Annotated in this window: 27 protein-coding genes and 1 tRNA gene; 26 read left to right on the top strand and 2 right to left on the bottom strand. The window is 38.0% G+C overall.

Features of this window, described 5'->3' with window-relative positions:
- Nucleotides 1-243: 243 nt before the first annotated feature.
- The 8 genes from MKY46_RS19325 (at nucleotide 244) to MKY46_RS19290 (ending at nucleotide 6,800) form a co-directional block, all read left to right on the top strand.
- Nucleotides 244-891: a VTT domain-containing protein gene (locus MKY46_RS19325; protein ID WP_036128018.1), complete on the top strand. Its 648-nt coding sequence runs from the start codon at nucleotides 244-246 to the stop codon at nucleotides 889-891.
- Nucleotides 892-1,053: 162 nt separating this feature from the next.
- Nucleotides 1,054-2,283 carry an EAL and HDOD domain-containing protein gene (locus MKY46_RS19320; protein WP_036128015.1) on the top strand — a complete coding sequence of 410 codons (1,230 nt, stop codon included), beginning with the start codon at nucleotides 1,054-1,056 and terminating at the stop codon, nucleotides 2,281-2,283.
- 160 nt (nucleotides 2,284-2,443) lie between these two features.
- On the top strand, nucleotides 2,444-3,286 hold the full coding sequence (locus MKY46_RS19315; protein ID WP_036128012.1) for a YitT family protein: 843 nt from the start codon (nucleotides 2,444-2,446) through the stop codon (nucleotides 3,284-3,286).
- Nucleotides 3,287-3,334: 48 nt separating this feature from the next.
- A complete protein-coding gene (cccB, locus tag MKY46_RS19310; RefSeq protein ID WP_036126754.1) occupies nucleotides 3,335-3,652 on the top strand; it encodes a cytochrome c551 in 318 nt (105 codons plus the stop codon).
- A gap of 165 nt (nucleotides 3,653-3,817) precedes the next feature.
- Nucleotides 3,818-4,726, top strand: coding sequence for an HPr(Ser) kinase/phosphatase (gene hprK / locus MKY46_RS19305; protein WP_369802774.1), 909 nt, complete (start codon nucleotides 3,818-3,820; stop codon nucleotides 4,724-4,726).
- A 48-nt stretch (nucleotides 4,727-4,774) separates the two neighbouring features.
- Nucleotides 4,775-5,596 (top strand): prolipoprotein diacylglyceryl transferase, encoded by an 822-nt coding sequence (lgt, locus tag MKY46_RS19300; RefSeq protein ID WP_036126751.1) that lies wholly within the window; start codon nucleotides 4,775-4,777, stop codon nucleotides 5,594-5,596.
- 13 nt (nucleotides 5,597-5,609) lie between these two features.
- The gene (gene ppaX / locus MKY46_RS19295; protein ID WP_036126748.1) at nucleotides 5,610-6,251 is read left to right on the top strand and encodes a pyrophosphatase PpaX; all 642 of its coding nucleotides are present in this window, start codon (nucleotides 5,610-5,612) and stop codon (nucleotides 6,249-6,251) included.
- A 6-nt stretch (nucleotides 6,252-6,257) separates the two neighbouring features.
- Nucleotides 6,258-6,800 carry an acyltransferase gene (locus MKY46_RS19290; RefSeq protein WP_036126746.1) on the top strand — a complete coding sequence of 181 codons (543 nt, stop codon included), beginning with the start codon at nucleotides 6,258-6,260 and terminating at the stop codon, nucleotides 6,798-6,800.
- A gap of 84 nt (nucleotides 6,801-6,884) precedes the next feature.
- Here the strand turns inward: MKY46_RS19290 and MKY46_RS19285 are convergent, their stop codons facing one another.
- Nucleotides 6,885-7,088 (bottom strand): hypothetical protein, encoded by a 204-nt coding sequence (locus MKY46_RS19285; protein ID WP_036126744.1) that lies wholly within the window; start codon nucleotides 7,086-7,088, stop codon nucleotides 6,885-6,887.
- A gap of 562 nt (nucleotides 7,089-7,650) precedes the next feature.
- Between MKY46_RS19285 and MKY46_RS19280 the strand changes: the two genes are divergently transcribed.
- The 14 genes from MKY46_RS19280 to MKY46_RS19215 all read left to right on the top strand — a co-directional run bounded on the left by MKY46_RS19280 (nucleotide 7,651) and on the right by MKY46_RS19215 (nucleotide 20,201).
- On the top strand, nucleotides 7,651-8,823 hold the full coding sequence (locus MKY46_RS19280; protein WP_340809434.1) for an ATP phosphoribosyltransferase regulatory subunit: 1,173 nt from the start codon (nucleotides 7,651-7,653) through the stop codon (nucleotides 8,821-8,823).
- Nucleotides 8,816-9,460 (top strand): ATP phosphoribosyltransferase, encoded by a 645-nt coding sequence (gene hisG / locus MKY46_RS19275; RefSeq protein WP_036126740.1) that lies wholly within the window; start codon nucleotides 8,816-8,818, stop codon nucleotides 9,458-9,460. The genes MKY46_RS19280 and hisG overlap by 8 nt, the downstream gene beginning before the upstream one ends.
- Nucleotides 9,461-9,492: 32 nt before the next feature.
- On the top strand, nucleotides 9,493-10,767 hold the full coding sequence (hisD, locus tag MKY46_RS19270) for a histidinol dehydrogenase (protein WP_058844361.1): 1,275 nt from the start codon (nucleotides 9,493-9,495) through the stop codon (nucleotides 10,765-10,767).
- A 4-nt stretch (nucleotides 10,768-10,771) separates the two neighbouring features.
- Entirely contained in the window at nucleotides 10,772-11,371 is a 600-nt protein-coding gene (gene hisB / locus MKY46_RS19265) for an imidazoleglycerol-phosphate dehydratase HisB (RefSeq protein ID WP_036126736.1), read from the top strand.
- The gene (gene hisH / locus MKY46_RS19260; RefSeq protein ID WP_058844362.1) at nucleotides 11,368-12,000 is read left to right on the top strand and encodes an imidazole glycerol phosphate synthase subunit HisH; all 633 of its coding nucleotides are present in this window, start codon (nucleotides 11,368-11,370) and stop codon (nucleotides 11,998-12,000) included. The genes hisB and hisH overlap by 4 nt, the downstream gene beginning before the upstream one ends.
- Nucleotides 11,994-12,755 carry an imidazole glycerol phosphate synthase subunit HisF gene (gene hisF, locus MKY46_RS19255; protein WP_036126732.1) on the top strand — a complete coding sequence of 254 codons (762 nt, stop codon included), beginning with the start codon at nucleotides 11,994-11,996 and terminating at the stop codon, nucleotides 12,753-12,755. Before hisH ends, hisF begins: the two co-directional genes overlap by 7 nt.
- Nucleotides 12,752-13,369, top strand: coding sequence for a bifunctional phosphoribosyl-AMP cyclohydrolase/phosphoribosyl-ATP diphosphatase HisIE (gene hisIE, locus MKY46_RS19250; protein WP_036126729.1), 618 nt, complete (start codon nucleotides 12,752-12,754; stop codon nucleotides 13,367-13,369). Before hisF ends, hisIE begins: the two co-directional genes overlap by 4 nt.
- A 90-nt stretch (nucleotides 13,370-13,459) precedes the next feature.
- On the top strand, nucleotides 13,460-14,983 hold the full coding sequence (locus MKY46_RS19245) for a tetratricopeptide repeat protein (protein ID WP_036126728.1): 1,524 nt from the start codon (nucleotides 13,460-13,462) through the stop codon (nucleotides 14,981-14,983).
- Between the two features lie 181 nt (nucleotides 14,984-15,164).
- Nucleotides 15,165-16,109 (top strand): thioredoxin-disulfide reductase, encoded by a 945-nt coding sequence (gene trxB / locus MKY46_RS19240; protein WP_036126726.1) that lies wholly within the window; start codon nucleotides 15,165-15,167, stop codon nucleotides 16,107-16,109.
- A 337-nt stretch (nucleotides 16,110-16,446) separates the two neighbouring features.
- Nucleotides 16,447-16,914, top strand: a complete 468-nt coding sequence (locus MKY46_RS19235; protein WP_036126724.1) for an NUDIX hydrolase — start codon at nucleotides 16,447-16,449, stop codon at nucleotides 16,912-16,914.
- Between the two features lie 9 nt (nucleotides 16,915-16,923).
- Nucleotides 16,924-17,817 (top strand): RNase adapter RapZ, encoded by an 894-nt coding sequence (rapZ, locus tag MKY46_RS19230; RefSeq protein ID WP_340835167.1) that lies wholly within the window; start codon nucleotides 16,924-16,926, stop codon nucleotides 17,815-17,817.
- Between the two features lie 4 nt (nucleotides 17,818-17,821).
- Nucleotides 17,822-18,817, top strand: coding sequence for a gluconeogenesis factor YvcK family protein (locus tag MKY46_RS19225; protein ID WP_036126720.1), 996 nt, complete (start codon nucleotides 17,822-17,824; stop codon nucleotides 18,815-18,817).
- Nucleotides 18,818-18,882: 65 nt separating this feature from the next.
- On the top strand, nucleotides 18,883-19,830 hold the full coding sequence (gene whiA, locus MKY46_RS19220; protein ID WP_036126718.1) for a DNA-binding protein WhiA: 948 nt from the start codon (nucleotides 18,883-18,885) through the stop codon (nucleotides 19,828-19,830).
- Nucleotides 19,831-19,943: 113 nt separating this feature from the next.
- The gene (locus MKY46_RS19215) at nucleotides 19,944-20,201 is read left to right on the top strand and encodes an HPr family phosphocarrier protein (protein WP_036126715.1); all 258 of its coding nucleotides are present in this window, start codon (nucleotides 19,944-19,946) and stop codon (nucleotides 20,199-20,201) included.
- Nucleotides 20,202-20,798: 597 nt separating this feature from the next.
- On the opposite strand, the gene clpP is transcribed toward MKY46_RS19215, so the two are convergent.
- Entirely contained in the window at nucleotides 20,799-21,389 is a 591-nt protein-coding gene (gene clpP / locus MKY46_RS19210) for an ATP-dependent Clp endopeptidase proteolytic subunit ClpP (protein ID WP_004228025.1), read from the bottom strand.
- A 307-nt stretch (nucleotides 21,390-21,696) separates the two neighbouring features.
- Between clpP and MKY46_RS19205 the strand changes: the two genes are divergently transcribed.
- The 4 genes from MKY46_RS19205 (at nucleotide 21,697) to MKY46_RS19190 (ending at nucleotide 24,558) form a co-directional block, all read left to right on the top strand.
- Nucleotides 21,697-21,771 (top strand) — tRNA-Arg (locus MKY46_RS19205).
- 500 nt (nucleotides 21,772-22,271) lie between these two features.
- Nucleotides 22,272-23,060 carry a basic amino acid ABC transporter substrate-binding protein gene (locus MKY46_RS19200; protein ID WP_036125699.1) on the top strand — a complete coding sequence of 263 codons (789 nt, stop codon included), beginning with the start codon at nucleotides 22,272-22,274 and terminating at the stop codon, nucleotides 23,058-23,060.
- A 68-nt stretch (nucleotides 23,061-23,128) separates the two neighbouring features.
- Complete coding sequence (locus MKY46_RS19195) at nucleotides 23,129-23,839, top strand: amino acid ABC transporter permease (RefSeq protein ID WP_036125696.1); 711 nt, start codon at nucleotides 23,129-23,131, stop codon at nucleotides 23,837-23,839.
- Nucleotides 23,836-24,558, top strand: a complete 723-nt coding sequence (locus MKY46_RS19190) for an amino acid ABC transporter ATP-binding protein (RefSeq protein ID WP_036125693.1) — start codon at nucleotides 23,836-23,838, stop codon at nucleotides 24,556-24,558. The genes MKY46_RS19195 and MKY46_RS19190 overlap by 4 nt, the downstream gene beginning before the upstream one ends.
- The last annotated feature ends 17 nt before the right edge of the window (nucleotides 24,559-24,575 follow it).

Raw genomic sequence — 24,575 nt, 5'->3', positions numbered from 1 at the left:
TAGCTACTATTGAAAAATGGTAGCTTTTTTTTATGTACATTATTCGTATAATAGTAAAATCAGTTGAGAGTAGTTGTCTGTAAGTGATAAAATCAAACATGTGAAATCTTCTACATACTTTTCAAGAGCTTGTCATATAGTGAGGAAGTAATGTAAAAAGACGTACAAAACTGGAACCCTTTGATGTGAAGCTACGTCAAAGCTTTTAGGTAAAAATACTATTGAAAGAGAGCATACAAAAACATGTTAGAACTCATTAAGGAGTTAATAAGCTTTATTGTGCATATCGATGTGCATTTAGAAGAAATTATTCGTGATTTTGGCAATTGGAGTTATCTGATTTTATTTGCGATTGTTTTTGTAGAGACAGGCGTTGTCATTTTCCCATTCCTACCTGGTGATTCATTGCTATTTGCAAGTGGAACATTAGCAGCTGCAATGGGTGCCTTTGATATGTGGATTTTAATTCCTGTATTTTTAGCAGCAGCTATTTTAGGAGATACGATGAACTATCATATTGGTCATAAGGTAGGAACATCAATCCCTCCAAAGAGCCTCCTCGGAAGAGTTGTTAAAAAAGAACGTATGGAGGCAGCTGAAAAATTCTTTAATACACATGGTGGGAAAACGATTGTTATAGCTCGTTTCATGCCATTTATTCGTACATTTATCCCGTTTGTGGCGGGTGCAAGTAAAATGAAATATAGTTATTTCTTATTTTATAATATCTTTGGTGCAATATTATGGGTATTCAGCTGTACATTACTAGGTTATTTCTTTGGTAATATTCCTATTATTAAAGATAACTTCTCGGTTGTCCTTATTTTGATTATCTTTATATCAGTTGTGCCTGCAGTTATTGGTGCTATCAAATCTAGAGTAGGTAAATAATGAGGACAGTCCTAAAGTGGTCAATGGATCATCACTAGGACTGTCCTTTCTTGTGTTATATGTCTAATAGTGACCATACTAAATTAGTGTGAAGTATAAACAACAGGTCGTAAAAATGATATACTATATATTACTAGAATATGAAGAAATGGGGGCAGCGAAATGGAAGTATTTATTGGCAGACAGCCTATTTTTAATCTTCATGAGCAGGTAGTTGCTTATGAATTATTATATCGTGGCAAAAACGTCAATGCCTTTCCAATGGTCGATTCAGATGCAGCAACGATTGACGTACTTGTGAACTCATTTCTTTCAATTGGTTTTGAAGAGGTAACAAAAGGTAAACCGGGTTTTGTTAATTTTACTGAAAACTTATTGATGAGCTCCATTCATGAATTTTTAAATCCTTCACAGGTTGTGATTGAGATACTAGAAGATGTTCCGCTTACTCCTCAGTTAGTGGAACGTGTAATTGAGCTAAAAAAACATGGGTTCCAAATTGCTTTAGATGATTTTATTATGGATGAGCATGTGGAAATTTATGATGAATTATTTGAGCAGATTGATTATATTAAGGTTGATTTTTTAGCATCATCTATCGTTAAACGAATGGAAATTGAAGTTAAAGTAAAGGATAAGTTTCCAAACATTCAATTACTCGCTGAGAAAGTAGAAACGCGTCATCAGTTTGAAGTAGCTAAATCTTCTGGCTATGTGTTATTTCAAGGTTATTTTTTTGAACAACCTCAAATAATACGAGCAACAGACATTCCAGCGAATACAATTCAATATATTCACATCATCTCTTTATTAAAAGAAGAAGAGCCAAATATCCAATTATTAGCGGAAAATATCGAACGTGATATTTCATTGACGTATAAATTATTACAAATGATTAATAATTCATCTAAACGATCTAAATCGAAGGTACGCTCCATTAAACAAGCCATTGTGTTACTGGGCGTATCAAATTTACGAAAATGGATCTATTTATTGGCCATGCGAGAAATCGATATAGACGCCAATTCTGATCTTTTTAAAGAAGTGCTGTGTACATCTTTATTCCGAGCAAAGGTTTGTGAAAAGCTAGCGAAGCTTTCTTACAAAAAGAATTTCTCAGAATATTTCTTAGTAGGCATGTTTTCACTCATTGATACGTTGCTTCAAAGACCTATAGAGGTCATTTTACAACAATTACCGTTCTCAGAGGATATTACGAGCACCATTTTGGGCATTGAAACGGATATGACACCCTATCTAGAGTTTAGTATCGCACTAGGGAAGTTAGATTGGCCACGTCTAGAAGAGCTAGCGACACAGTTGAATATTCCACTAGTTGATATTGATCATTTATATTATGAAGCCATGGAATGGGCTGAAAAATCATTTTAAACTGTGCAAAAGCTATCTTAACGTTTCATTTAAGATAGCTTTTTTTATATTTCCACAATGGCATATTCCCTTCATCAAGATGAAGTTCTCAATATGAAGAGTATTTGCTATAATCATCTCGTCTTTAAAAAATTCTGATAGTTGAAGTGGGCGTGGGGAAATGAGACATGATGTGAGAGATAACATTGTGGAGTATGTGTATGTGATAGTTGGAGCGGCAGTAATTGCTATTGGTTTTAATGTTTTTTTATTACCAAATCAAGTCGCTTCAGGTGGGGTAAGTGGAATTAGTACGATTTTACATGGTTTGTTTGGATGGAATCCGGGAATTGTTCAATATGCATTTAATGTACCATTATTTATTGCTGGTGTATTATTGCTAGGCAAAAAATTTGGGATTAAATCATTTATCGGTACCATTACGTTACCTTTTATTGTCTTGTTAACGAATAGCTGGGAGCCTTGGACTGATAATGCTTTACTGGGAGCTCTTTTTGGTGGAATTGTTGTTGGCTTAGGAATAGGACTGGTCTTTAAAGGGAATGCTTCAACTGGTGGCACTGATTTACTAGCGCAAATCATAACGAAGTTTACTGGGTTGTCGCTTGGAACAAGTGTACTGTTAATTGATGGAATCATCGCAATTAGTGCAGCAGTTGTTTTTGATTTAGAAAAAGGTTTGTATGCTCTGATTGGACTTTATGTTACAACAAAAACGATTGATATCATTCAGTTAGGTTTTAGCCAATCTAAAATGGTCTATATTATTACATTGAAACAAGATGAGGTAAGAGAAGCCATTTATGCTGAAATCAATCGTGGTATAACTAAGTTACCAGCAATCGGTGGCTATACAGGAGAAGCACGACCAGTTCTCATGGTTGTTGTTTATCAAACAGAATTCACAAAGCTGAAACAACTCATTAAAAGCGTTGACCCATCAGCGTTTGTCATCGTTTCTGATGCTTATGAGGTATTAGGAGAAGGTTTCAAACGTGCATAATTTTGGTATAATGGCGGCGTAAGGTATTTATTATGAGGAGGGGTACTAATGAAAAAAGCAATGTTAACATTAGTGTTCGGATCAGCAATCTTCTTAGCTGCATGTGGTGGCGGAGATAAAACTGCAAGTAATAATGAAGGTGCTACAGAGCCAGATGGTGAAGCGATTGCCATGAAATCTTGTGTTTCTTGCCATGGTGGCGAGTTACAAGGTGCAAGTGGTCCAGCATTAAATGACGTAGGTGCTCGTTTATCTGAATCAGAAATTTTAGATATTATCAATAACGGTAAAAACGGTATGCCTCCAGGGGTTGTAAAAGGGGCAGATGCTGAGGCAGTAGCCAAATGGTTGGCAACTCAAAAATAGTATTTATAAAACTAGCGGGCTGGAGAGCCGCTAGTTTTTTTATGGAGGTAAACGCTGTGTTGAGAGTAAATACATTCCTTTTAGACATAGACATGCTAAAATAAGAAGAACCTTATCCATTGATTGGAGGCTTTTTCATTGGTCGTAGTATTAACAAGAGATGTTATGGAGAAATTTAAGTTAGAGTTATTAGCTGGCGAGGAAGGAATTGGAAGAACGATCGTCACTAGTGATATTTCAAGACCAGGACTTGAAATGGCAGGATACTTTACACATTATCCGGCAAATCGCGTCCAATTGCTTGGCAAAACGGAACTGTCTTTTTTCGAAATGCTGCCAGCAGATGTCAAGCTTGAGCGTATGCGTTTACTTTGTTCGCAAGATACACCTGCTATTATTATTTCTCGAGATTTAGAAGTCCCCGAGGAGCTGATTCAGGCTTCCAACGAAAAGCATGTTCCTGTCTTTAAAACACATATGACGACAACCAAATTTTCGAGTAGATTAACAAACTATTTAGAGGGACGCTTAGCACCAATGACAGCAGCGCATGGCGTGCTTGTCGATGTGTATGGAATTGGTGTGCTTATTATTGGTAAAAGTGGCGTTGGGAAGAGTGAAACAGCACTTGAGCTTGTTAAAAAGGGTCATCGTTTAGTAGCAGACGATTGTGTAGAAATTCGTCAAGAATCAGAAAACCTTTTAATTGGTAGTCCCCCACCTTTACTAGAGCATTTATTGGAAATACGCGGAATCGGCATTATTGACATTATGACGCTATTTGGTGCAAGTGCAGTGCGTCCGTATAAACGGATTACACTCATTATTGAGCTGGAAATTTGGGACCCGCAAAAAGTTTATGATCGATTAGGCTTAGAAGAAGAGAAAATGAAAATAATTGATACGGAACTAACCAAACTAACGATTCCTGTAAGACCAGGACGGAATGTTTCCGTTATTATTGAAGTGGCTGCGATGAATTACCGCTTAAAGAGAATGGGCGTAAACGCAGCAGAGGAGTTTTCAAGACGTTTAGATGAAGTAATTTCATCTAATGATGAGTTAGATGATTAAACAGTTGTGAACTAAAGTATGTTAATGACATATTGAGAGGAGCAGAAGATGGATTTACTACTATTACAGATTGACCCGATTGCCTTTCATTTAGGGCCTATTCCGGTTCGTTGGTATGGATTGTTAATTGTGTCGGGAATCATTTTAGCATATATTGTCGGGCAGAGAGAGGCCGTTAAGCGAGGATTGCCTGAAGACTTCCTGGCAGATTTATTGTTATGGGCAGTTCCTATATCCATCATCTGTGCACGTATTTACTATGTGACCATGCGATGGGATTACTATAGTGAAAATCCAGGTAAAATCATTGAGATTTGGAATGGCGGTATTGCCATCCATGGTGCACTTATTGGAGCATTTGTCACAGCTTACATATTTACTCGTATAAAAAATGTAAGCTTTTTACGAGTAGCAGATATTGCAGCACCTAGTATTTTAATTGGACAAATTATTGGTCGATGGGGCAACTTTATGAACCAAGAGGCTTATGGTGGGGAAGTATCAAAAGCCTTTTTAGAAAATCTAATGCTACCAGATTGGATTATCAATCAAATGTATATCGAAGAATTAGGTTCTTATGTACATCCGACATTTTTATATGAATCCGTTTGGAACCTGATTGGGCTTATCATTTTATTAGTCTTACGTAAAGTAAACTTAAATCGTGGGGAAATTTTCTTTAGCTATCTAGTTTGGTATTCTATTGGTCGCTTCTATATCGAAGGTATGCGTACAGATAGTCTCTACCTAGTAGGCGATTTACGCTCAGCACAGGTAGTGTCCATTATTGGTATTGTAGTTGGACTAGGTGCCATTATTTATCGCAGAATAAAGGTAAAGCCAGCCGTAAAATACTTGGATAATAAATAAGGGGATGTAAAATATGGCTGTTAAAGCACTATTGTTTGATTTTGATGGCACGTTACTTAATACGAATGATTTAATCATTCAAACATTTATGCATGTATTAAATGAGCGATTTCCCGGGCAATATTCGCCAAAAGATTGCTTGAAATTCATTGGTCCATCACTCAAACAGACATTTAATGACATTGCACCAGATGAAGAGGAAGCTTTGATCGCAAATTATCGCGCTTGGAATATAGAGCATCATGATGAACTAGTTAGCGAATATCCTGATGTTGTGTCAACATTAGAGCAATTAAAAGCACAGGGTATTCGATTGGCTATCGTTTCAACAAAACGTAATGAGACTATTGATCGTGGGCTTTCTATTATGGGTGCGACACATTTATTTGATGTGCGTATTGGCACAGATGATGTAAAAAATGTGAAGCCTGACCCAGAGCCAGTACTACTTGCTTTACAACGTTTAGGAATAGACAAAGAAGATGCCATTATGATTGGTGATAATTCGCACGATATTGAAGCAGGGCATCGTGCAGGTGTAAGAGCAGCAGGTGTTGCTTGGGCAATTAAAGGTGAGGCATACTTACAGCAATATCAACCAGAATATATGCTACAGCATATGACAGATTTATTGGATATTGTGAAAGAGGGGTAAGGGCAGATGGCGCGTAAAACAGAACGTTATCGTGTCGAAGGAGCCAATTCGCTTTGGAATATATATGACACGGTGTCCTTTTGGAAGGTGATGAAGTGTTTCATTGTCATTCAAATTGGACGCTTCACACCATTTTTACGTGTGAAAAACTGGCTTTATCGTACATTTTTAAACATGACTATTGGCGAGCGAACTTCATTAGCCTTAATGGTCATGCCAGATACCATGTTTCCCGAACGTATTTTCATTGGTGAAAATACAGTGATTGGTTTTAATACGACAATTTTAGCGCATGAGTATTTAATAGAGGAATATCGCTTAGGTGATGTTTATATTGGAAATGAAGTAATGATTGGCGCAAATTCAACGATTCTACCAGGTGTAACAATCGGAGACGGTGCCATTGTTTCAGCCGCCACCCTTGTACATAAGGATGTGCCGGCAGGGTGTTTGGCAGGGGGCAATCCTATGCGAATTATTTATACGGCTGAACAAATGGCTGAGCGTAAGCGCAATGAGGTTGTAGAATGGTGTACACCAAAAAAATAATAAAAACTCACGTTGTATGACTACATACTTCGTGAGTTTTTTCATATTAAAAAGCTACTCCGGTTTTGGAGTAGCTTTTAATATTTATGCAAGCGCTGCGTCATAGTCTGATTTGAATTCACAATTGTCGTGATCACCTAAGCAAGTTGATTCAACAAAGGTTGATTTAATTGCAGTCCCATCTATGTCTTCTGTTGTATGAAGTGTTACTTTGTCGCCAGGGTAAAACTCACCTTTACAAATACTTACGATCATTTGCTCACTTAGTTGTACGAATGGACATGCCATAATAAATCCCTCCAATGTGTAGTTTATATGGTGCTTTTTGTTATTAATGCTATTCTATATTAAGCTTTTAAAAAAGTAAAAGAAAAAATAGAATGAGAGTAATAATCAATAAAAGTATTGATATTAAGGTATTCTTATTGATAATGAGATTGAGAATCATTTTTAATATTTCATTCAATAATATTATATCTATATAATATATGCGTGACTGTATTGAGAATAGGTTGTTGATAAAACTTAATTTTTTCCAACAATTGTATAAGAGAGAATCATTCTCAATTTTTTAGTGAATACTTTAGTTGATTTATAATCATCATGTCACATTTTAGACATATTCTCATTCTCAGTAAAACATTTTGTCAAAATTTAAGAGAAATGATGTCTTGTTTTTATACCGTTGTTCACTAAGTAATAGGTATAATTAACAGAATAATAAGTATTTAAAGATTTCGTTAATTAAAGAAGAAAAGTTGACTGCTTAAAAGAAATAAGTTAGAATTCTTTCATAATCTAATTCTCTAACACTCTAGTGAATTAAAGTGAAATGTAAGGAAGTGTTCATATGTCGTCGATAAAAATGTTTGAAAAACCACTTGGAATGCGCGATACATTTCCGCAAATCTATGAGAAGGTTGAAGCCGTTAGGCATGCTGGCAGAGACTTTTTATATAAAAGGGGTTATGAGTTCATTAAAACACCCGCTGTAGAGTATTTCGATACAGTGGGGAAAGCTTCAGCTATTGCTGATGCTCATTTATTTAAGCTAGTGGATAGCCAAGGAAATACATTAGTATTACGACCTGATATGACAACACCGATTGCTCGAGTAGCTACAGCGAAATTATTAAAAGAAATGATTCCTTTACGTCTTGCTTATTTCGCAAGTGTTTTTCGAGCTCAAGAAACGGAAGGTGGAAGACCAGCGGAGTTCGATCAAATGGGGATTGAGTTAATAGGGGATCAATCTGTATTTGCCGATGCAGAAGTTATTGTGACAGCAATGGAGCTATTAAAACATTTTAAATTAGAAGAGTTTAAAGTCACGATTGGTCATGCGGGTATACTAAATTGCATTTTACAAGATTACACAGAGAGTATTGAACAGCAAGAGACACTTCGAACATTGTTGGTTCAACGAAATTATGTAGGGTTTGAAGAAGCAGTAGAATCATTTGATCTACCCAAAGCTAAATCTGATGCCCTCCTACAATTTATTGGGGAGGCAATGAATGTTAAAGACATCCGGGATATTGAAAAATATGTGCGTAAAAATGATGCATTAGAATACATGCAACAACTTGCTCAACTGTTGGAATTGGCTGACTTAGCTGAGTATATAGCTTTTGATTTCACCCTTTCGAGTCATATGAGTTATTACACTGGTATGCTTTTTGAAGTTTTTGCGGTAGGAAGTGGCTTTCCATTAGGAAATGGTGGTCGCTATGATGGTTTATTAGAAGTATTTGGCTCAAAAGTTGGTGCAACAGGTTTTAGTATTCGAGTGGATCGTTTATTAGAAACGTTCAATGGCCAGTCAGAGAAACGACAGGAAGCAACAGTTGTGCTTTTTGAAGAAGAACAATTCGAGGCAGCATTATTAAAGGTGAAAACATTACGGGCAGCAGGAAAATTAGCTACTTTACAGTTGCGTAGTAGCCTAGTTGATGAGGCAGCCTTTTTAGCATACTTTACAGAAGTGGTGGTTGTTGGACAGGGGGAAGTAGGCGGTGAATGAATTAACAATTGCAATGCCAAAGGGACGAATCTTTGAAGAGGCATATCAAATGCTGTTAGAGGCAGGTTTTAATTTACCAGAAGAGGTAGAAATGTCACGAAAATTAATGATTGAGATACCAGAGGAAAAAATTCGCTTTATTTTATCCAAGCCAATGGATGTCCCTGTCTATGTTGAACATGGTGTTGCTGATATTGGCATTGCTGGGAAGGATGTTTTGTTAGAACAACAGCGTGAAGTGCATGAGTTATTAGATTTAAAAATTAGTCATTGCTATATCGCATCTGCGGGATTACCGAACACACCAATGAATGAAATTGCGCCTCGAATCGCTACGAAATATCCGAATATCGCAATGAAGTACTACAAGGGCATTGGAGAGCAGGTTGAAATCATCGAGCTGAACGGTTCTATTGAATTAGCACCAATGATTGGTTTAGCTGATCGTATTGTCGATATCGTTTCAACAGGGCGTACCTTAAAAGAAAATGGCTTAGTAGAATATGAGTTTATTACAGCTGTTTCATCACGATTAATTGCAAATCCCGTAAGTTATCGTATGAAGGGTGAGCGTATTATTGATCTTGTGAAGCGATTAAAAAAATGTGTGAATGAGCAAAAAAGGAATCATATTTAGCTACATATGAAGGACTAAAGGGGATTAATCCTATGAAAATAACAAAGCTTGAAAAAGGCATTTCCTTAAAAAGACCACTTGAAGGGGGAAATGAGGAACAATTAAAAGTTGTGCGACAAGTGCTAGCAGATGTTAGGACACAAGGAGATATAGCGCTCCGTACTTATACTGAAAAATGGGACGGCTATGCCCCTGAGAGCTTACGTGTTACAGGGGCAGAAATCGAGGAAGCAGTAAATACGCTAGACCAGCAACTTCATAAGGATTTAGCAGAAGCAGCCGAAAATATTCGTCTGTATCACGAGCAACAAATACGTTCAGGCTATCGCTTAGAGCTAGGACAAGGTTCTTGGCTAGGTCAACGCGTAACAGCACTAGACGCAGTAGGATTGTATGTTCCAGGTGGTACAGCAGCATATCCTTCATCTGTATTAATGAATGTGATTCCAGCTCAGGTTGCAGGTGTGAAGCGTATCGTCATTACTTCTCCGGCAGGTCAGAATGGGAAACTGCCAGCAGGTGTCCTTGTGGCAGCTCATCTTTTAGGGGTGGATGAAATTTATAAAATTGGTGGTGCACAAGCGATTGCTGCACTTGCATATGGTACAGAAACAATTGCTCCAGTTGATAAAATTACAGGTCCAGGGAATATTTTTGTGGCTCTCGCCAAACGTGAGGTATTTGGAGAAGTAGCAATTGATATGATCGCGGGGCCAAGTGAAATTGCGGTTTTGGCAGATGATACAGCATATCCTGATGAAATAGCTGCAGATCTGTTATCACAGGCAGAGCATGATGCATTGGCTTGTGCCATCCTTGTCACTACCTCAGAGCCATTAGCTCAAAGGGTAGCTGAGGAAGTAGAGAAGCAATTGCTGGAATTGCCACGTCAGGCAGTAGCTCGTGCCTCCATAGAAACCTTCGGGGTCATTTATGTAGCTGAAACGATGTCACATGCGGTGGAAGCCATTAATTCATTAGCGCCTGAGCATTTAGAAATTGTGACAGAAAATGCTGAAACGATTGTTGAACAGATAAGACATGCTGGCGGTATTTTTATAGGTCGGTATAGCTCGGAGCCTGTGGGAGATTACTTTGCAGGAACCAATCATGTATTACCAACGAATAGCACGGCTCGTTTTGCAAGTGGCTTAAACGTAGATGATTTTGTAAAGAAATCAAGCATTGTTTATTACAGTGAAAAAACATGGCAAGAAAATGCACCAAAAATTGCACGTCTAGCACGTATGGAAGGCTTAGAGGGGCATGCACGTGCAGTGGAATCACGCGGATGGGAGAAGGAATAGGGCGATGACAGTAAAGAAGAGATATGCAAAGGTAGAGCGTACAACAAATGAAACGCAAATTTCAGTAGCAATCGATTTAGATGGTGAAGGGCAAGCAAATATTCAAACTGGTGTGGGATTTATGGACCATATGCTCGATTTATTTATGAAGCATGGATTATTTAATGGGACCATACAAGCAAATGGTGATACCTATATCGACGATCACCATACAACAGAGGATCTTGGCATTGTCTTAGGGCAGGCTGTTCGTGAAGCACTTGGTGATAAGAAGGGCATAAAACGCTATGGCACAGCATTTGTGCCGATGGATGATGCACTAGCACAGGTAGTTGTAGATTGCTCCAATCGTCCGCATTTAGAGTATCGTGTGCCAACTTTAAAGGAAAAAGTGGGAACGTTTGATACAGAATTAGTGCATGAATTTTTATGGAAATTTGCGCTAGAGGCACGCATGAATGTTCACGTGATTGTACCTTATGGCCATAATACACATCATATTATTGAGGCGATTTTCAAAGCATTAGCACGTGCGATTGATGCGGCAGTTGAAATTGACCCACGTGTTAAAGGAGTACCATCGACTAAGGGGCTGTTAACGTGAAGATAGGTGTTATTGATTATGGAATGGGCAATTTATTTAGTGTAGAACAAGCATTAAAACGACTAGACTGTGAGGTCGTTGTGACGGCTGATGAGAGCGTGTTAGATGCAACAGATGCACTACTATTACCGGGGGTTGGCGCATTTCCTGATGCTCGCAAGCGTTTAGCAGAAACTAAAATAGACCGTTATTTACAAAAGGCACAAAGTGAAAATCGCCCTCTATTGGGAATTTGTCTAGGCATGCAATTATTGTTTGAGCAAAGTGAAGAAGTAACCCCAACACAAGGGCTAGGTTTTTTCAAGGGACATATTCAACGCTTTAGTGGTATCGAAGGAGATCAAGCATATCGTGTGCCACATATGGGCTGGAATGAACTGATCTTGACGAATCGCCCTGCATGGTTGGACGGTGAAGTATCAGCGAAGCATGTCTATTTTGTTCACTCATTTTATGCGACACATATTCAGGAATCTGAGCTTGTTGCCTATGCAGACTATTGTGGCATAAAAGTACCTGGTATTGTAACGAATGGTTCCGTGACAGGCATGCAATTTCACCCTGAAAAATCGGGAGAACTAGGCATTTATTTATTAGAGCAATGGCTGAAAGGTGTGAAGGCATGCTAACAAAACGTATTATCCCATGTCTTGATGTCAAGGAAGGTCGCGTTGTAAAAGGTATCCAATTTGTATCTATCCGTGATGCAGGTGATCCAGTGGAGCTTGCAAAGTTCTATGATGAGCAGGGCGCAGATGAGCTTGTATTTTTAGATATCTCTGCTTCACATGAAGGTCGAGAAACGATGATAGATGTTGTTCGTCAAACAGCTGCTACACTTGCAATACCTTTTACAGTTGGTGGTGGTATTCGTACGTTGGAAGATATGAAGCGTATTTTACGTGCAGGTGCTGATAAAGTATCCGTGAATACATCTGCTTTGGAGCGACCAGCTCTTATTCAAGAGGGCGCTGATTTCTTTGGTGCACAATGTATCGTTGTTGCAATCGATGCTCGCTATAGTGAAGAAGATGATACATGGATGGTTTATACACATGGTGGACGCAATAAAACAACTTGGTCAGCCGTTGAGTGGGCACAAGAAGCTGTGCGCTTAGGAGCAGGGGAAATTTTATTAACAAGTATGAATCAAGATGGTGAAAAATCTGGCTTTGATTTGGCCTTAACTAAAGCGGTAAGAGAGGCAGTGACAGTTCCTGTTATCGCTAGTGGTGGAGCGGGACATGCCGAACATTTTTACGAAGTATTAGCACAAGAGGTAGATGCAGATGCTGCATTGGCGGCTTCAATCTTCCATTACAAAGAAACGAACGTATTACAAGTAAAAGAATACTTACGTGACAAAGGAGTGGCAGTAAGATGATAGAGAATATTCGGTTCGATGAGAAAGGTCTTGTTACAGCTGTTGTACAAGATGCCAACACAAAAGAAGTGCTAACAGTGGCCTATATGAATAAAGAATCATTAGCTAAAACAATTGAATCAGGAGAAACTTGGTTTTATTCTCGTTCTCGTCAAGAGCTGTGGCATAAAGGAGCAACAAGTGGTCATAGACAACAAGTGGTGTCCATAAAAGCAGACTGTGATCAGGATGCATTAGTGGTGGAAGTGCTACCCGCTGGCCCAGCTTGTCATAATGGTACAACTTCTTGCTTTACAGAGGTGATTCAACAAAATGAGCAGATTGGCTCTGTAGACATCATCGCTAAACTTGTGCGTGTGATTGCAAAGCGTGAGCAGGAAATGCCAGAAGGAGCCTATACTACATATTTATTTGACAAGGGTATCGATAAAATTTGTAAAAAGGTTGGGGAGGAGGCAACTGAGGTTGTCATTGGGGCTAAAAACCGCGATGCCGAAGAAGTAAAATGGGAGGCAGCTGATTTAATCTATCACCTCCTAGTATTGCTACAAGAACAAAAAGTAAGCATTTATGATGTTCTACATGTGTTGGAAAAACGTCACGAGGAGAAATAACGGCATATTATTGATTGTATGGTATAATAGAAATTACTGTGTAAAGGAACGTAAAATGCGTTCCTTATTTCTTGTTTCGGAGGAAATATATTGGAAAAGAAACGTCAAAATGAGACTCAATCGAATATAGTGTCGTTCATTCCAACAGGCGACTATTATTATAAAAAATCAATTCAAGCAATGAATAGTGGACAAATGAATAAAGCTTATAAATATTTACAACGTGCGGTAGATTTAAGCCCTGATGATCCTATGATTATCTTGCAGCTAGCCATCGTAGAGTTAGAAGGTCAACGTTTTGAGGAAGCGTATGATCTGCTTCGTCATGCCTATCAAATTGATCCAGATAATCCAGAAATCATTTTCTATATGGCAGAAGTATCAGGATGTGTGGGCATCATGCATGATGCGAAACGTTTTGCAGAAGAGTATTTGCGGCTAGAACCAGAGGGTGCTTATGCAGATGAAGCAGCAGAAATACTAGAATTTGTCGCTTTTGAGCAGGATGATTTGGAAGACCCTGAAGAATCTGGTGAGGATTTGTATCGTCAGGAGCAAGCTCGTCGTTGTATGGAAAAAGGGGATTTTCCAGAAGCTATTACTATTTTAGAAGATTTAATTGAAGATCGACCAGCCTTTTGGTCAGCCTATAATAATTTAGCACTTGCTTATTTTTATGTAGGAGAAGAAGAGCAGGCGAAGGCTCTCTTACATACCGTGCTACGTGAAAATAAGGGGAACTTACATGCACTATGTAATTTAACGGTGATTGCTTATTATGAAAAAAATGAAGAGGATTTACAAGAACTACTAAATATACTTGTCAAAATTCAGCCATACACATGGGAGCACCGTTATAAATTAGGGGCTACATTAGCCTTAATAGGACAGTATGAATTAGCCTATAAATGGTTGCGCAGTATGCAAAAGAGAGGCTATGTTGGAGATGCTGGTTTTTACTTTTGGTTGTCACATGCGGCCTATTTCTCAGGTCATGAGGAAGTATCGAAAAGTGCATGGGATCAGCTACTAGAGCTAGACCCTGACAAAGAGGGCTTTGAGCCATGGCGCCAACAAGAAAATGAATTTGCACTTGATGCATTGGAGCATGACCGTGATTTTATTGTTGAAAAATTAGAAAGCACTTATACGAGTGAGCGCATTTTTGGTTTGTTTTTACTGAAGGGTACTGCACATAAGCAAGAAATTATCGCTCATCCGAAATTGGTTAATGTTGAACAATTAGACACATTTGAGAAATTGTTTTTAGCTTATTCACTCGGCCACGAATTTGATAAGAAGAACAAAGTAGAAGCGAGCTTTTTACGTGCTGTCAACGTACCAGAAATTTTATTAGAACAGTATGGGAAGCTCTCATCACTCATTGTACCAATGTTTCAAATGTGGTTTGTACTATGTGAACAAGCACTAATACAAAACTATCGTTTTACAAACCCAACAGCAATTGCAGGAGCCAATGATTATTTATTTAGATCTTCACAGATGCTCAAAGTGACAAAAAAGGAAATTGCCCAACAATATGGAGTATCTGTATCAACGTTATCGAAGTATATTGATGAAATTCTAACGTTTTTACCTAATAGTCATAATTAACGTGTGAGCAACATAGTTGAATAACTTTATACTTTCACATACGATGAACATACTAACGTTATCACCAATGTTCCTTGGCGACATTATCCTATCCGTCAAGGGCTTTATCTTCTTCTGTAGGTGACGTTACACTTATTGGTTGAATGAAGATAAAAAGTATTCTGTTTAGGGGGAAGTATTGATGTCAGAAGAAAAAATTTATGATGTAGTAATAATTGGTGCAGGTCCTGCTGGGATGACTGCTGCTGTTTATACATCTCGTGCAAATTTATCAACATTAATGATTGAACGTGGGATTCCTGGTGGGCAAATGGCAAACACAGAGGAAGTAGAAAATTACCCAGGTTTTGATACCATTTTAGGGCCTGAGCTATCTACAAAAATGTTTGAGCACGCTAAAAAATTTGGTGCAGAATATGCCTATGGTGATGTATCAGAAATCATTGATGGTGAAGAATATAAAACAATTAAATCTGGTGCAAAAGAATATAAAACACGTGCCATTATTATTACAACAGGTGCGGAGTATAAAAAAATGGGTGTGCCAGGTGAAAAAGAGCTAGGCGGTCGTGGTGTCAGCTACTGTGCAGTATGTGATGGGGCATTCTTTAAACAAAAAAATCTAGTAGTTGTAGGCGGTGGCGATTCAGCTGTTGAAGAGGGCGTTTATTTAACTCGCTTTGCTGATAAAGTAACGATTGTCCACCGTCGTGACAAATTACGTGCCCAAAAAATTCTACAAGATCGTGCCTTTGCCAATGACAAAATTGATTTCATTTGGAATGCAACTGTAAAAGAAATTAATGAAGCTAATGGTAAAGTTGGTAGTGTCACATTACAATCAACTGTTGATGGTACAGAATCTGAATTTGCAGCAGATGGTGTCTTTATCTATATTGGTATGTTGCCTTTAACTAAACCATTTGAATCATTAGGCATTTTAAATGACGCTGGCTATATTTTGACAAATGCCAATATGGAAACTAAAATCCCAGGTATCTTTGCAGCTGGAGATGTTCGTGAAAAAACACTTCGCCAAATTGTGACAGCGACAGGTGACGGTAGTATTGCCGCACAAGCTGTACAACATTATGTGGAAGAGCTATTAGAGAAAATTAATGCCTAACATGGCTATTTAAAGGAAAAAAATACAATTTTAATGTGGTTTTAATATTGCTGTAACTTGAATGACATATAAAAGGTGTATGATAAAAAATGTAATTAGCAATCCCCCTTTTATTTTGTTTAGTAGGTTGTTTCCGCCTCAATTAGGTGGGAGCAACCTACTTTTTTATTTGTACAAATTAAAAAAATAAACGTATTTTTCGCCTAACATAAAAGCATTACACATGAATAAACCTAAATTGTTAATTGTCTTTACTAGAGAGTTGTAAATGAGGACAAATCTTGCAAGGTCTTGCTATAATGGGGAGTAGAATGCAAAAGTGATTAGAGGTGTGCCTATGCAAAGAATTGCAAATTTAATTGCAGTAAAAGACGGTAAAGTATTATTACTTCAGAAACCAAGACGAGGCTGGTACGTTGCTCCAGGAGGGAAAATGGAGAGCGGTGAATCCATCTTTGAGGCTGCTGTACGTGAGTTTCAAGAAGAAACAAATGTCACACCTTTAAATGTTCATTTAAAGGGTGTTTATACGATGATTATTAAAGAAAATAATGATGTAGTGGATGAGTGGATGCTCTATACATTTGTTGCAAAGGATGTAGAAGGTATACCATTCGAAGAAACGAGAGAAGGCAAGCTTGCATGGCACCCAGTAGAGGATTTAGCACATTTGCCAATGGCTGAAGGAGATCGAACTAATTTACAATTTGCGGTTTCGCAATCAGGCATTCAATATGGCACGTTTGACTATACAACGAATTTTGAATTACTTCATCAGAAAATACAAATATCAAAAGAACAATAAAGGAGTTGCATGACAGTGGTGGTTGAAGGCCAACAATGTACACACGAATTGGTTATTATTACAGGAATGTCTGGGGCTGGGAAGACCGTAGCTATTCAAAGCTTTGAGGATTTAGGGTATTACTGTATTGATAATTTACCACCAGCGTTACTTACAACTTTTTTAACTCTGCTAAGAGATTCTGGTAAAAATAGTACGCGTATTGCAGCCGTAATGGATATGCGTGGTGGCGACTTTTTTGATGCTCTTATTGGCGCGTTAGACCATATACTAAAAGAAGGCGATATTGATACTCGTATGTTATTTTTAGATGCAGACGATGCCACATTAGTTAGACGCTATAAAGAAACAAGACGTGCCCATCCACTAGCAGTCAATGGTTTACCTTTAGATGGCATTAAACAGGAACGGGCACTTTTATTTGAAGTAAAGGGCCGTGCTAATTTTGTATATAACACATCGAACATGAAACCGAAGCAATTACGTGAAAGAATCGTCAATGAATTTGCTAGTGAGGCAGATACTATTTTTACTGTGAACATTATGTCCTTTGGCTTTAAACATGGGATGCCTATTGATGCAGACTTAGTGTTTGATGTTCGTTTTCTTAAAAACCCTTATTATGTAGAGGAGCTACGTCCCAAAACAGGACTACAAACAGAGGTATCCTCTTATGTTTTAGCTTTGGAAGATACGCAAATACTCATAAAAAAACTAACGGATTTATTAGATTTTATGATTCCTCTTTATCGACAAGAAGGTAAGTCACAGCTTGTCATTGCTTTTGGTTGTACTGGCGGTCAGCATCGCTCAGTGACATTAGCAGAATTTTTTGGGGCATATTTAGCAGGCAAGGAAAATACGGTTATTACGCATCGTGATATTAATCGTAGAAAGGAATGAGTGAATGGGGAAAAAGCAAACAAGGCTTGTCGTAATAGGTGGTGGTACAGGGCTTTCCACATTACTACGCGGGCTGAAGCATCACCCATTTGATATTACTGCCATTGTGACAGTGGCAGATGATGGGGGTTCTTCAGGCCGTTTACGTGATGACTACGATATTCCGCCACCTGGTGATGTACGTAATGTGATTGCGGCATTATCAGATATTGAACCACTTGTAGAGCAAATGTTTCAATATCGCTTTTCAGCATCAGAGGATTTAAAAGGTCACTCCTTAGGAAATTTAATGCTTACGGCACTTACTGATATTACTGGAGATTTTAATCATGCTATAAGTGAAATGGGCAAGGTTTTAAAAGTTCATGGTCGTGTCATACCAGCTGCAAATAAAAAAATAAACTTACATGCTGTGCTAGAGGATGGTTCAATTATTGAAGGAGAATCAAAAATTCCAACAGCATCAAAGCGCATTGATCGTGTTTTTTTAGTACCCGAAAATGTGCAACCGTTACCAGAAGCCATTCGTGCGATTCAGCGTGCAGACTATATTTTAATAGGTCCAGGAAGCTTATATACAAGTATTATTCCAAATCTGCTTGTGAAGGAGATAGGGGAAGCTGTTGTGAAAGCGAAAGGCAGAAAAATATATGTTTGTAATTTAATGACGCAAAAAGGTGAAACGATTTCTTATACAGCAGGTGATCATGTAACAGCCATACATAAGCATGTTGGCGGCGATTTTATTGATTCTATTTTAGTAAACGACGAAGAACTCCCTAACCCTGTAAAAGAACTATATAAAGAAGAAAGAGCAGAGCCAGTGACATTTGATGTGGCAAAGCTTGAAAGTATGGGCTTAGAGGTTATACAACGTGATATTGCTACAATTCGGTCAGATGGGACTGTTCGACATAATGCTATCAATGTTGCAGAATGGCTGGTAGATTATGCTGATATTTACCAGCAAAAAGTAAGAAGACCCATTATAGAAACATAATGGATTGATTGTATATGGTAAGATGAACATATACATAGAAATCATGATTGAAAGGGGGGCATGATATGTCTTTTGCTTCTGAAACAAAAAAGGAATTAACGCAAATAGAAGCGGACAATCATTGTATGAAAGCAGAAGTTTCTGCCCTAATTCGTATGAATGGTTCATTATCCTTTGCAAATAAACAACTAAGTTTAGACGTGCAAACTGAAAACGCTGCAATTGCTAGAAGACTATATACGATTATGAAAAAATTGTATCCGTACAATGTAGAATTGCTTGTTCGTAAGAAGATGCGACTGAAAAAAAATAACGTGTATATTTGCCGTGTAAGAGAAGGTGCGCGCGAGCTGCTAATTGATTTAGAAATCATCTCAGACGACTTTCAATTTAACCATACAATCTCAAGAAAGCTCATCAAAAAGAGTGGTCAAAAAAGAGCTTATTTAAGAGGAGCATTTTTAGCAGGAGGTTCTGTCAACAATCCAGAAACATCAGCCTACCATTTAGAGATTTATTCTTTGTATAAAGAGCATGGTGAGGCATTGATGGATTTGATGAATGAATTTGAACTTAATGCCAAAACAATTGAACGAAAAAAAGGTTTTGTCACCTATTTAAAGGAAGCAGAGAAAATTTCAGATTTCCTTAATATTGTTGGCGCACATCAGGCCATGATGAAGTTTGAGGATGTGCGCATATTGCGAGATATGCGAAATAGCGTCAACCGTATTGTGAACTGTGAAACAGCCAACTTAAACAAAACTATTGGTGCAGCATTACGACAGGTAGAGAATATTCGATTTATTGAAAATTCAATTGGTCTGGATCAGCTACCAGAAAAGCTACGTGAAATAGCACGTCTACGGGTAGAATATCAGGATGTGACATTAAAAGAGCTTGGTGAAATGGTATCAAGTGGAACGGTTAGTAAATCAGGTGTTAACCATCGATTGAGAAAAATTGATGAGATTGCTGATGCATTAAGACGCGGTGAAAAAATAGGTGGTTAAGTTTTCATACTTTTCAGGTATGAATGTCATGCGTAATCGCTTATTGTTCTTTTGCTAGTAAGTGAGGTAAGATAAAACTAATAGATGAACGGTAGTGAAGGGGAGTTTTGAGTATGATTGAGAGAAGAGTCCAGGTCAAATTAAAATTAGGACTACAAGCTAGACAAGCAGCACTATTTGTGCAGGAAGCAAATCGTTTTAGTGCGGATATCTTTCTGGAAAAAGACGAGAAAAAAGTAAATGCCAAATCCATTATGGGTGTCATGAGCTTAGCAGTCGCTAAAGGCACTGAAGTTACTTTAAGTAGTGACGGCAGCGATGCGGAGCAAGCGGTTACAGCATTGGCTACAATTATCGAAAATGAAGACTAACATTCATTGAACACAAAAGGCATCACAGAGCAAATCTGTGATGCCTTCATAGTGTTGAAAAACAAAACCATCCATAGCGTTTTTGTGAAAGGTGAAAATGGATTTCCATTGCAGGCTACTTGCTTTCCAGTGGGCGAGCGCCGAGCAGCTTCCTCCGCTACCGCTCCGTTTAGAGGCTCGCCTGTCTCGCTATCCCACGGGAGTCAAGTAGCCTTCCACCCCAATCCATAAAAATGTTTCTTTTTAGAAAGGTTTTCAAATAAAGTGAAGGTATTCACTACGCTTTATGGAGAAGTGTTGTCATCCATCACTTCTCCGCATTGAAAATAAGAGCCTATCCTCTTTCTAATTTTGTTCAGGAAAAGACACTTTTGCAGAATGGTTGATGGGAGTGGAGCCAGCGTCACTCCTAGGGGATTAGCGTCCTAGAGAAGCCCCTGGAGCGAATGCAGTGATCAGCGGACGCCCACTGGAAAGGACGCTGGCGGAACGGAAATCAACCCCTCGCCTTTCAAAATGGCTGTTTCTGTCGTTGACATCACCTTTTTCAACAACACGAAAGGCATCACAGAGCGAGTCTGTGATGCCTTCTCATTTTTATTTATTATCGCTACGGTGCATAATGTGATCGATTAAACCATATTCTTTAGCACGTTCAGCAGTCATGAAATTATCACGATCTGTGTCTCTAGCAATGACTTCAAGTGGTTGGCCTGTGCGTTCAGATAAAATGCCATTTAATTTTTCACGTAAGAATAAAATACGTTTAGCAGCAATTTCAATTTCTGTCGCTTGACCTTGTGCGCCACCTAGTGGTTGGTGAATCATTACTTCTGCATTTGGTAATGCAAAACGTTTACCAGGCTCACCAGCAGCTAGTAAGAAAGCACCCATTGATGCAGCCATACCAATACAAATTGTTTGAACTTGTGGTTTAATGATTTGCATTGTGTCATAAATAGCCATACCAGCCGTAATTGATCCACCTGGTGAATTAATGTAAAGAGAGATATCTTTATCTGGATCTTCCGCTTGTAGGAAAAGAAGTTGTGCAACAATGGAGTTAGCCACATTGTCATCAATAGCGCTTCCTAAAAGAATAATACGGTCTTTAAGTAGACGTGAATAAATGTCATATGCACGTTCACCGCGACTTGTTTGTTCAATAACTGTAGGAATTAAATTCATGTTAAATCCTCCTTAAAAAACTAAATTCGAATACCTTTGCTGAAAATTTCCATTGTTATTTCAGCTGTATCCTTATCATACACATTATAGTCAGGGAAGGTCAAATATTAACCCTGCTAAAGTGAAATAAAAAAAATAAAATGTTTTTGCATTCTATGGTTGAATTATATGTGATAGGCTTGTATAATAATTGAGGTTATAAGTTTAAAGTACAGTACACTATTTTGCAGGTATGCTTCAAAAAATGAGGGTTATCTACATCATGCTTTTCGTAAGCCTAGAGTGAGTACTTTTTTTTTGTGCCTTTGCCCTCGTGGTGTAATGGATAACACGTAAGATTCCGGTTCTTGCACTGGGGGTTCGATTCCCTCCGAGGGCGCCATTTTACTGAATATAGATAGACTTGTTATAGCTCATCTCCTAATAAGTAGTTTAGCAGCCTGCTTAGCGGAGATCGAGAGGGAGATATAGGTGCAATACTGTCCTAGTTGGCATTATTCCCCTATTTATTCCTTTCAAACCTTCAAAAAAGCAATAACTCCAAATTATTTTTTAGTGGACATACTGTACGTGAAGACTAGAAATAGTCGAAAAAAAGAATCCTATCTGAGGGGATTCTTTTTTTTTGCCTAAATTTATCGAAATTTGGTGTGGATTGTAGTGTATATATATTAATTTTAGATTAGATTTCTTGTTATTTATACATGTTTCTTCTAATTATATAAGTTTATTATAAATTAATATGAAAAAATATTTAGTTTTATGCGAAAAGTTGTTGTCTAAATACTATAATATTAATATAATTGACCTAATAGTCTAACATTTCCGAATTGCGAAAAATAATACGCATTTCGGAAAATTATCGAAATAGGGGGAAATACAATGAAGAAAACAGGTTGGATGCTACTGATGATGGTTGCAGCATTAACATTAGCACTTGCAGGATGTGGTACAAAGGATGGTGCATCTTCAGGAAGCTCATCTTCAGAAGATGGTAAGAAAATATATAAAGTTGGTACAGAGGCAACTTTCGCACCATTTGAATCTGTTGACGATTCAGGGAAAATTGTGGGGATTGATGTCGATGTTTTAAAAGCTATTGCTGATGAAATGGACTTTGAAGTTGACTGGAATAACATTGGTTGGGAGCCAGTTTTCCAAACAATTAAAAACGGTGAAACAGATATTGGTGCTTCAGGAATCACAATTACTGAAGAGCGTAAAGAATCATTTGATTTTACAGAGCCTTATTATGAGTCTCAATTATTGATTGTTGTAAAAGAAGATTCAAAAATTAAATCTCTAGCTGAACTAAAAGATAAAAAGGTATCAGTACAAATTAATGCTACAGGTCATATGGCGGCGAAAAAGCTACAAGGGGAAGCAAGTACAAATATTATGGCGTTTGAAAGTCAACCAATCGCAATTCAAGAGATGTTAAACGGTAACGTTGATGCAGCTATTGGAGACAATGCGGTAGTTTACGAATACATTAAAGCGCATCCAGATCAAAAACTAAAAGTAATCGAAGATGATGCATTTGAAAAAGAATATTATGGCTTTATGGTTCAAAAAGGAAACAAAGAGCTATTAGATAAATTAAATGAAGGTCTTAAAAAGATTAAAGAAAACGGTAAATTAAAAGAAATTACAGGTTCTGATTTCAAGTAATAAATGAATGATGACGCCCCTAGTATGCTAGCGGCTCATTCACTTTAAAGGGGAAATGGGGTTTTCGGATGGACATCTTTGACTTACGCTGGGACATTGTCTGGAACTACCGAGATATGTTTATACGGGGTATTGGCGTAACAATTATTTTGACACTTAGTGGTTATTTTGGAGGTATTCTATTAGGACTATTTTTAGGCCTAGGAAAATTATCGAGTAAAAAATGGATTTATTGGCCATCAAAATTATATATCGATTTATTCCGTGGAACACCAATGCTTGTGCAAATTTTATTAATTCACTTAGCAGTTATTCCAACAATTTTTGGTCATTCTTTAGGATATATGGTGTCAGGGATTACAGCGCTCGTATTAAACTGTGCTGCTTACAATGCGGAAATTTTCCGTGCAGGTATTCAAAGTATTGCAAAGGGGCAAATGGAGGCAGCTCGTTCTTTAGGGTTAACACATAACCAAGCGATGCGTAAGGTCATTTTACCACAGGCATTTAGACGTATGATTCCACCATTAGGGAACGAATTTATCGCATTATTAAAAGATTCTTCATTAGTAACAGTTATTGCAGCACCAGATATTTTATACGCAAGTAAGGTAGTAGCAGGTGCAAGCTTCCGCTTCTGGGAACCGTACATCGTTGCTGCACTACTCTATTTAGTTTTAACATATGGTGTAACGAAGATCGTGGCATTTATCGAGAAACGATTTAGCAATAGTTATGTCCCTCGTAAAGCTAAGGCAGAAGGGCGGGAAGCAAGATGATAAAAATTGAAAACCTACACAAATATTTCGGAAAGCTTGAAGTATTAAAAGGCATTGATTATGAAATCCAAGAGAAACAAGTTGTTTGTGTGATTGGACCATCTGGCTCAGGCAAAAGTACATTTTTACGATGCATCAATATGCTAGAAGATGTAACAGATGGTGCTATTTATATTGAAAATGTGAAAATTAATGCGCCAAAAACGAATATCAATGAGATTCGGGCAGAAGTTGGCATGGTGTTTCAACAATTTAATCTATTCCCGCATATGACAGTTATCGATAATGTCACGATGGCCCCTATGCAAATTCGTAAAATGAGTCGTCCAGAAGCTGAAGAATTAGGGCATGAGCTGTTAAAAAAGGTTGGACTCGACAGCAAGGCATATAACTATCCTGAGCAGCTATCGGGTGGTCAACAGCAGCGTGTAGCCATTGCACGTGCCTTAGCCATGAAGCCAAAAGCCATTTTATTTGATGAGCCCACTTCAGCACTTGATCCTGAAATGGTCAAAGAGGTGCTAGATGTTATGAAAAATCTAGCAGCTGAAGGGATGACCATGGTTGTTGTTACGCACGAAATGGGCTTTGCTCGTGAAGTAGGGGATCGAGTAGTCTTTATGGACGGTGGCTATATTGTAGAAGAAGGCTCTCCAGAGGAACTCTTTGGCAATCCACAAAGTGACCGTACAAAGGCGTTTTTAGGGAAGGTATTATAATCTTAATGAATAAAGAG

Source organism: Lysinibacillus sp. FSL M8-0355 (assembly GCF_038008985.1).
Taxonomy (GTDB): domain Bacteria; phylum Bacillota; class Bacilli; order Bacillales_A; family Planococcaceae; genus Lysinibacillus; species Lysinibacillus fusiformis_D.
Note: the sequence above shows the minus strand (reverse complement) of the source record. Positions and strands in the feature narration are given on the sequence as shown.

Excerpts from the sequence above, each read along its gene's own strand:
- MKY46_RS19325 (WP_036128018.1), top strand. The coding sequence starts at position 244 with ATGTTAGAACTCATTAAGGAGTTAATAAGCTTTATTGTGCATATCGAT.
- MKY46_RS19320 (WP_036128015.1), top strand. The coding sequence starts at position 1,054 with ATGGAAGTATTTATTGGCAGACAGCCTATTTTTAATCTTCATGAGCAG.
- MKY46_RS19315 (WP_036128012.1), top strand. The coding sequence starts at position 2,444 with ATGAGACATGATGTGAGAGATAACATTGTGGAGTATGTGTATGTGATA.
- cccB (WP_036126754.1), top strand. The coding sequence starts at position 3,335 with ATGAAAAAAGCAATGTTAACATTAGTGTTCGGATCAGCAATCTTCTTA.
- hprK (WP_369802774.1), top strand. The coding sequence starts at position 3,818 with ATGGAGAAATTTAAGTTAGAGTTATTAGCTGGCGAGGAAGGAATTGGA.
- lgt (WP_036126751.1), top strand. The coding sequence starts at position 4,775 with ATGGATTTACTACTATTACAGATTGACCCGATTGCCTTTCATTTAGGG.
- ppaX (WP_036126748.1), top strand. The coding sequence starts at position 5,610 with ATGGCTGTTAAAGCACTATTGTTTGATTTTGATGGCACGTTACTTAAT.
- MKY46_RS19290 (WP_036126746.1), top strand. The coding sequence starts at position 6,258 with ATGGCGCGTAAAACAGAACGTTATCGTGTCGAAGGAGCCAATTCGCTT.
- MKY46_RS19285 (WP_036126744.1), bottom strand. The coding sequence starts at position 7,088 with ATGGCATGTCCATTCGTACAACTAAGTGAGCAAATGATCGTAAGTATT.
- MKY46_RS19280 (WP_340809434.1), top strand. The coding sequence starts at position 7,651 with ATGTCGTCGATAAAAATGTTTGAAAAACCACTTGGAATGCGCGATACA.
- hisD (WP_058844361.1), top strand. The coding sequence starts at position 9,493 with ATGAAAATAACAAAGCTTGAAAAAGGCATTTCCTTAAAAAGACCACTT.
- hisB (WP_036126736.1), top strand. The coding sequence starts at position 10,772 with ATGACAGTAAAGAAGAGATATGCAAAGGTAGAGCGTACAACAAATGAA.
- hisF (WP_036126732.1), top strand. The coding sequence starts at position 11,994 with ATGCTAACAAAACGTATTATCCCATGTCTTGATGTCAAGGAAGGTCGC.
- hisIE (WP_036126729.1), top strand. The coding sequence starts at position 12,752 with ATGATAGAGAATATTCGGTTCGATGAGAAAGGTCTTGTTACAGCTGTT.
- trxB (WP_036126726.1), top strand. The coding sequence starts at position 15,165 with ATGTCAGAAGAAAAAATTTATGATGTAGTAATAATTGGTGCAGGTCCT.
- MKY46_RS19235 (WP_036126724.1), top strand. The coding sequence starts at position 16,447 with ATGCAAAGAATTGCAAATTTAATTGCAGTAAAAGACGGTAAAGTATTA.
- rapZ (WP_340835167.1), top strand. The coding sequence starts at position 16,924 with ATGACAGTGGTGGTTGAAGGCCAACAATGTACACACGAATTGGTTATT.
- MKY46_RS19225 (WP_036126720.1), top strand. The coding sequence starts at position 17,822 with ATGGGGAAAAAGCAAACAAGGCTTGTCGTAATAGGTGGTGGTACAGGG.
- whiA (WP_036126718.1), top strand. The coding sequence starts at position 18,883 with ATGTCTTTTGCTTCTGAAACAAAAAAGGAATTAACGCAAATAGAAGCG.
- MKY46_RS19215 (WP_036126715.1), top strand. The coding sequence starts at position 19,944 with ATGATTGAGAGAAGAGTCCAGGTCAAATTAAAATTAGGACTACAAGCT.
- clpP (WP_004228025.1), bottom strand. The coding sequence starts at position 21,389 with ATGAATTTAATTCCTACAGTTATTGAACAAACAAGTCGCGGTGAACGT.
- MKY46_RS19200 (WP_036125699.1), top strand. The coding sequence starts at position 22,272 with ATGAAGAAAACAGGTTGGATGCTACTGATGATGGTTGCAGCATTAACA.
- MKY46_RS19195 (WP_036125696.1), top strand. The coding sequence starts at position 23,129 with ATGGACATCTTTGACTTACGCTGGGACATTGTCTGGAACTACCGAGAT.
- MKY46_RS19190 (WP_036125693.1), top strand. The coding sequence starts at position 23,836 with ATGATAAAAATTGAAAACCTACACAAATATTTCGGAAAGCTTGAAGTA.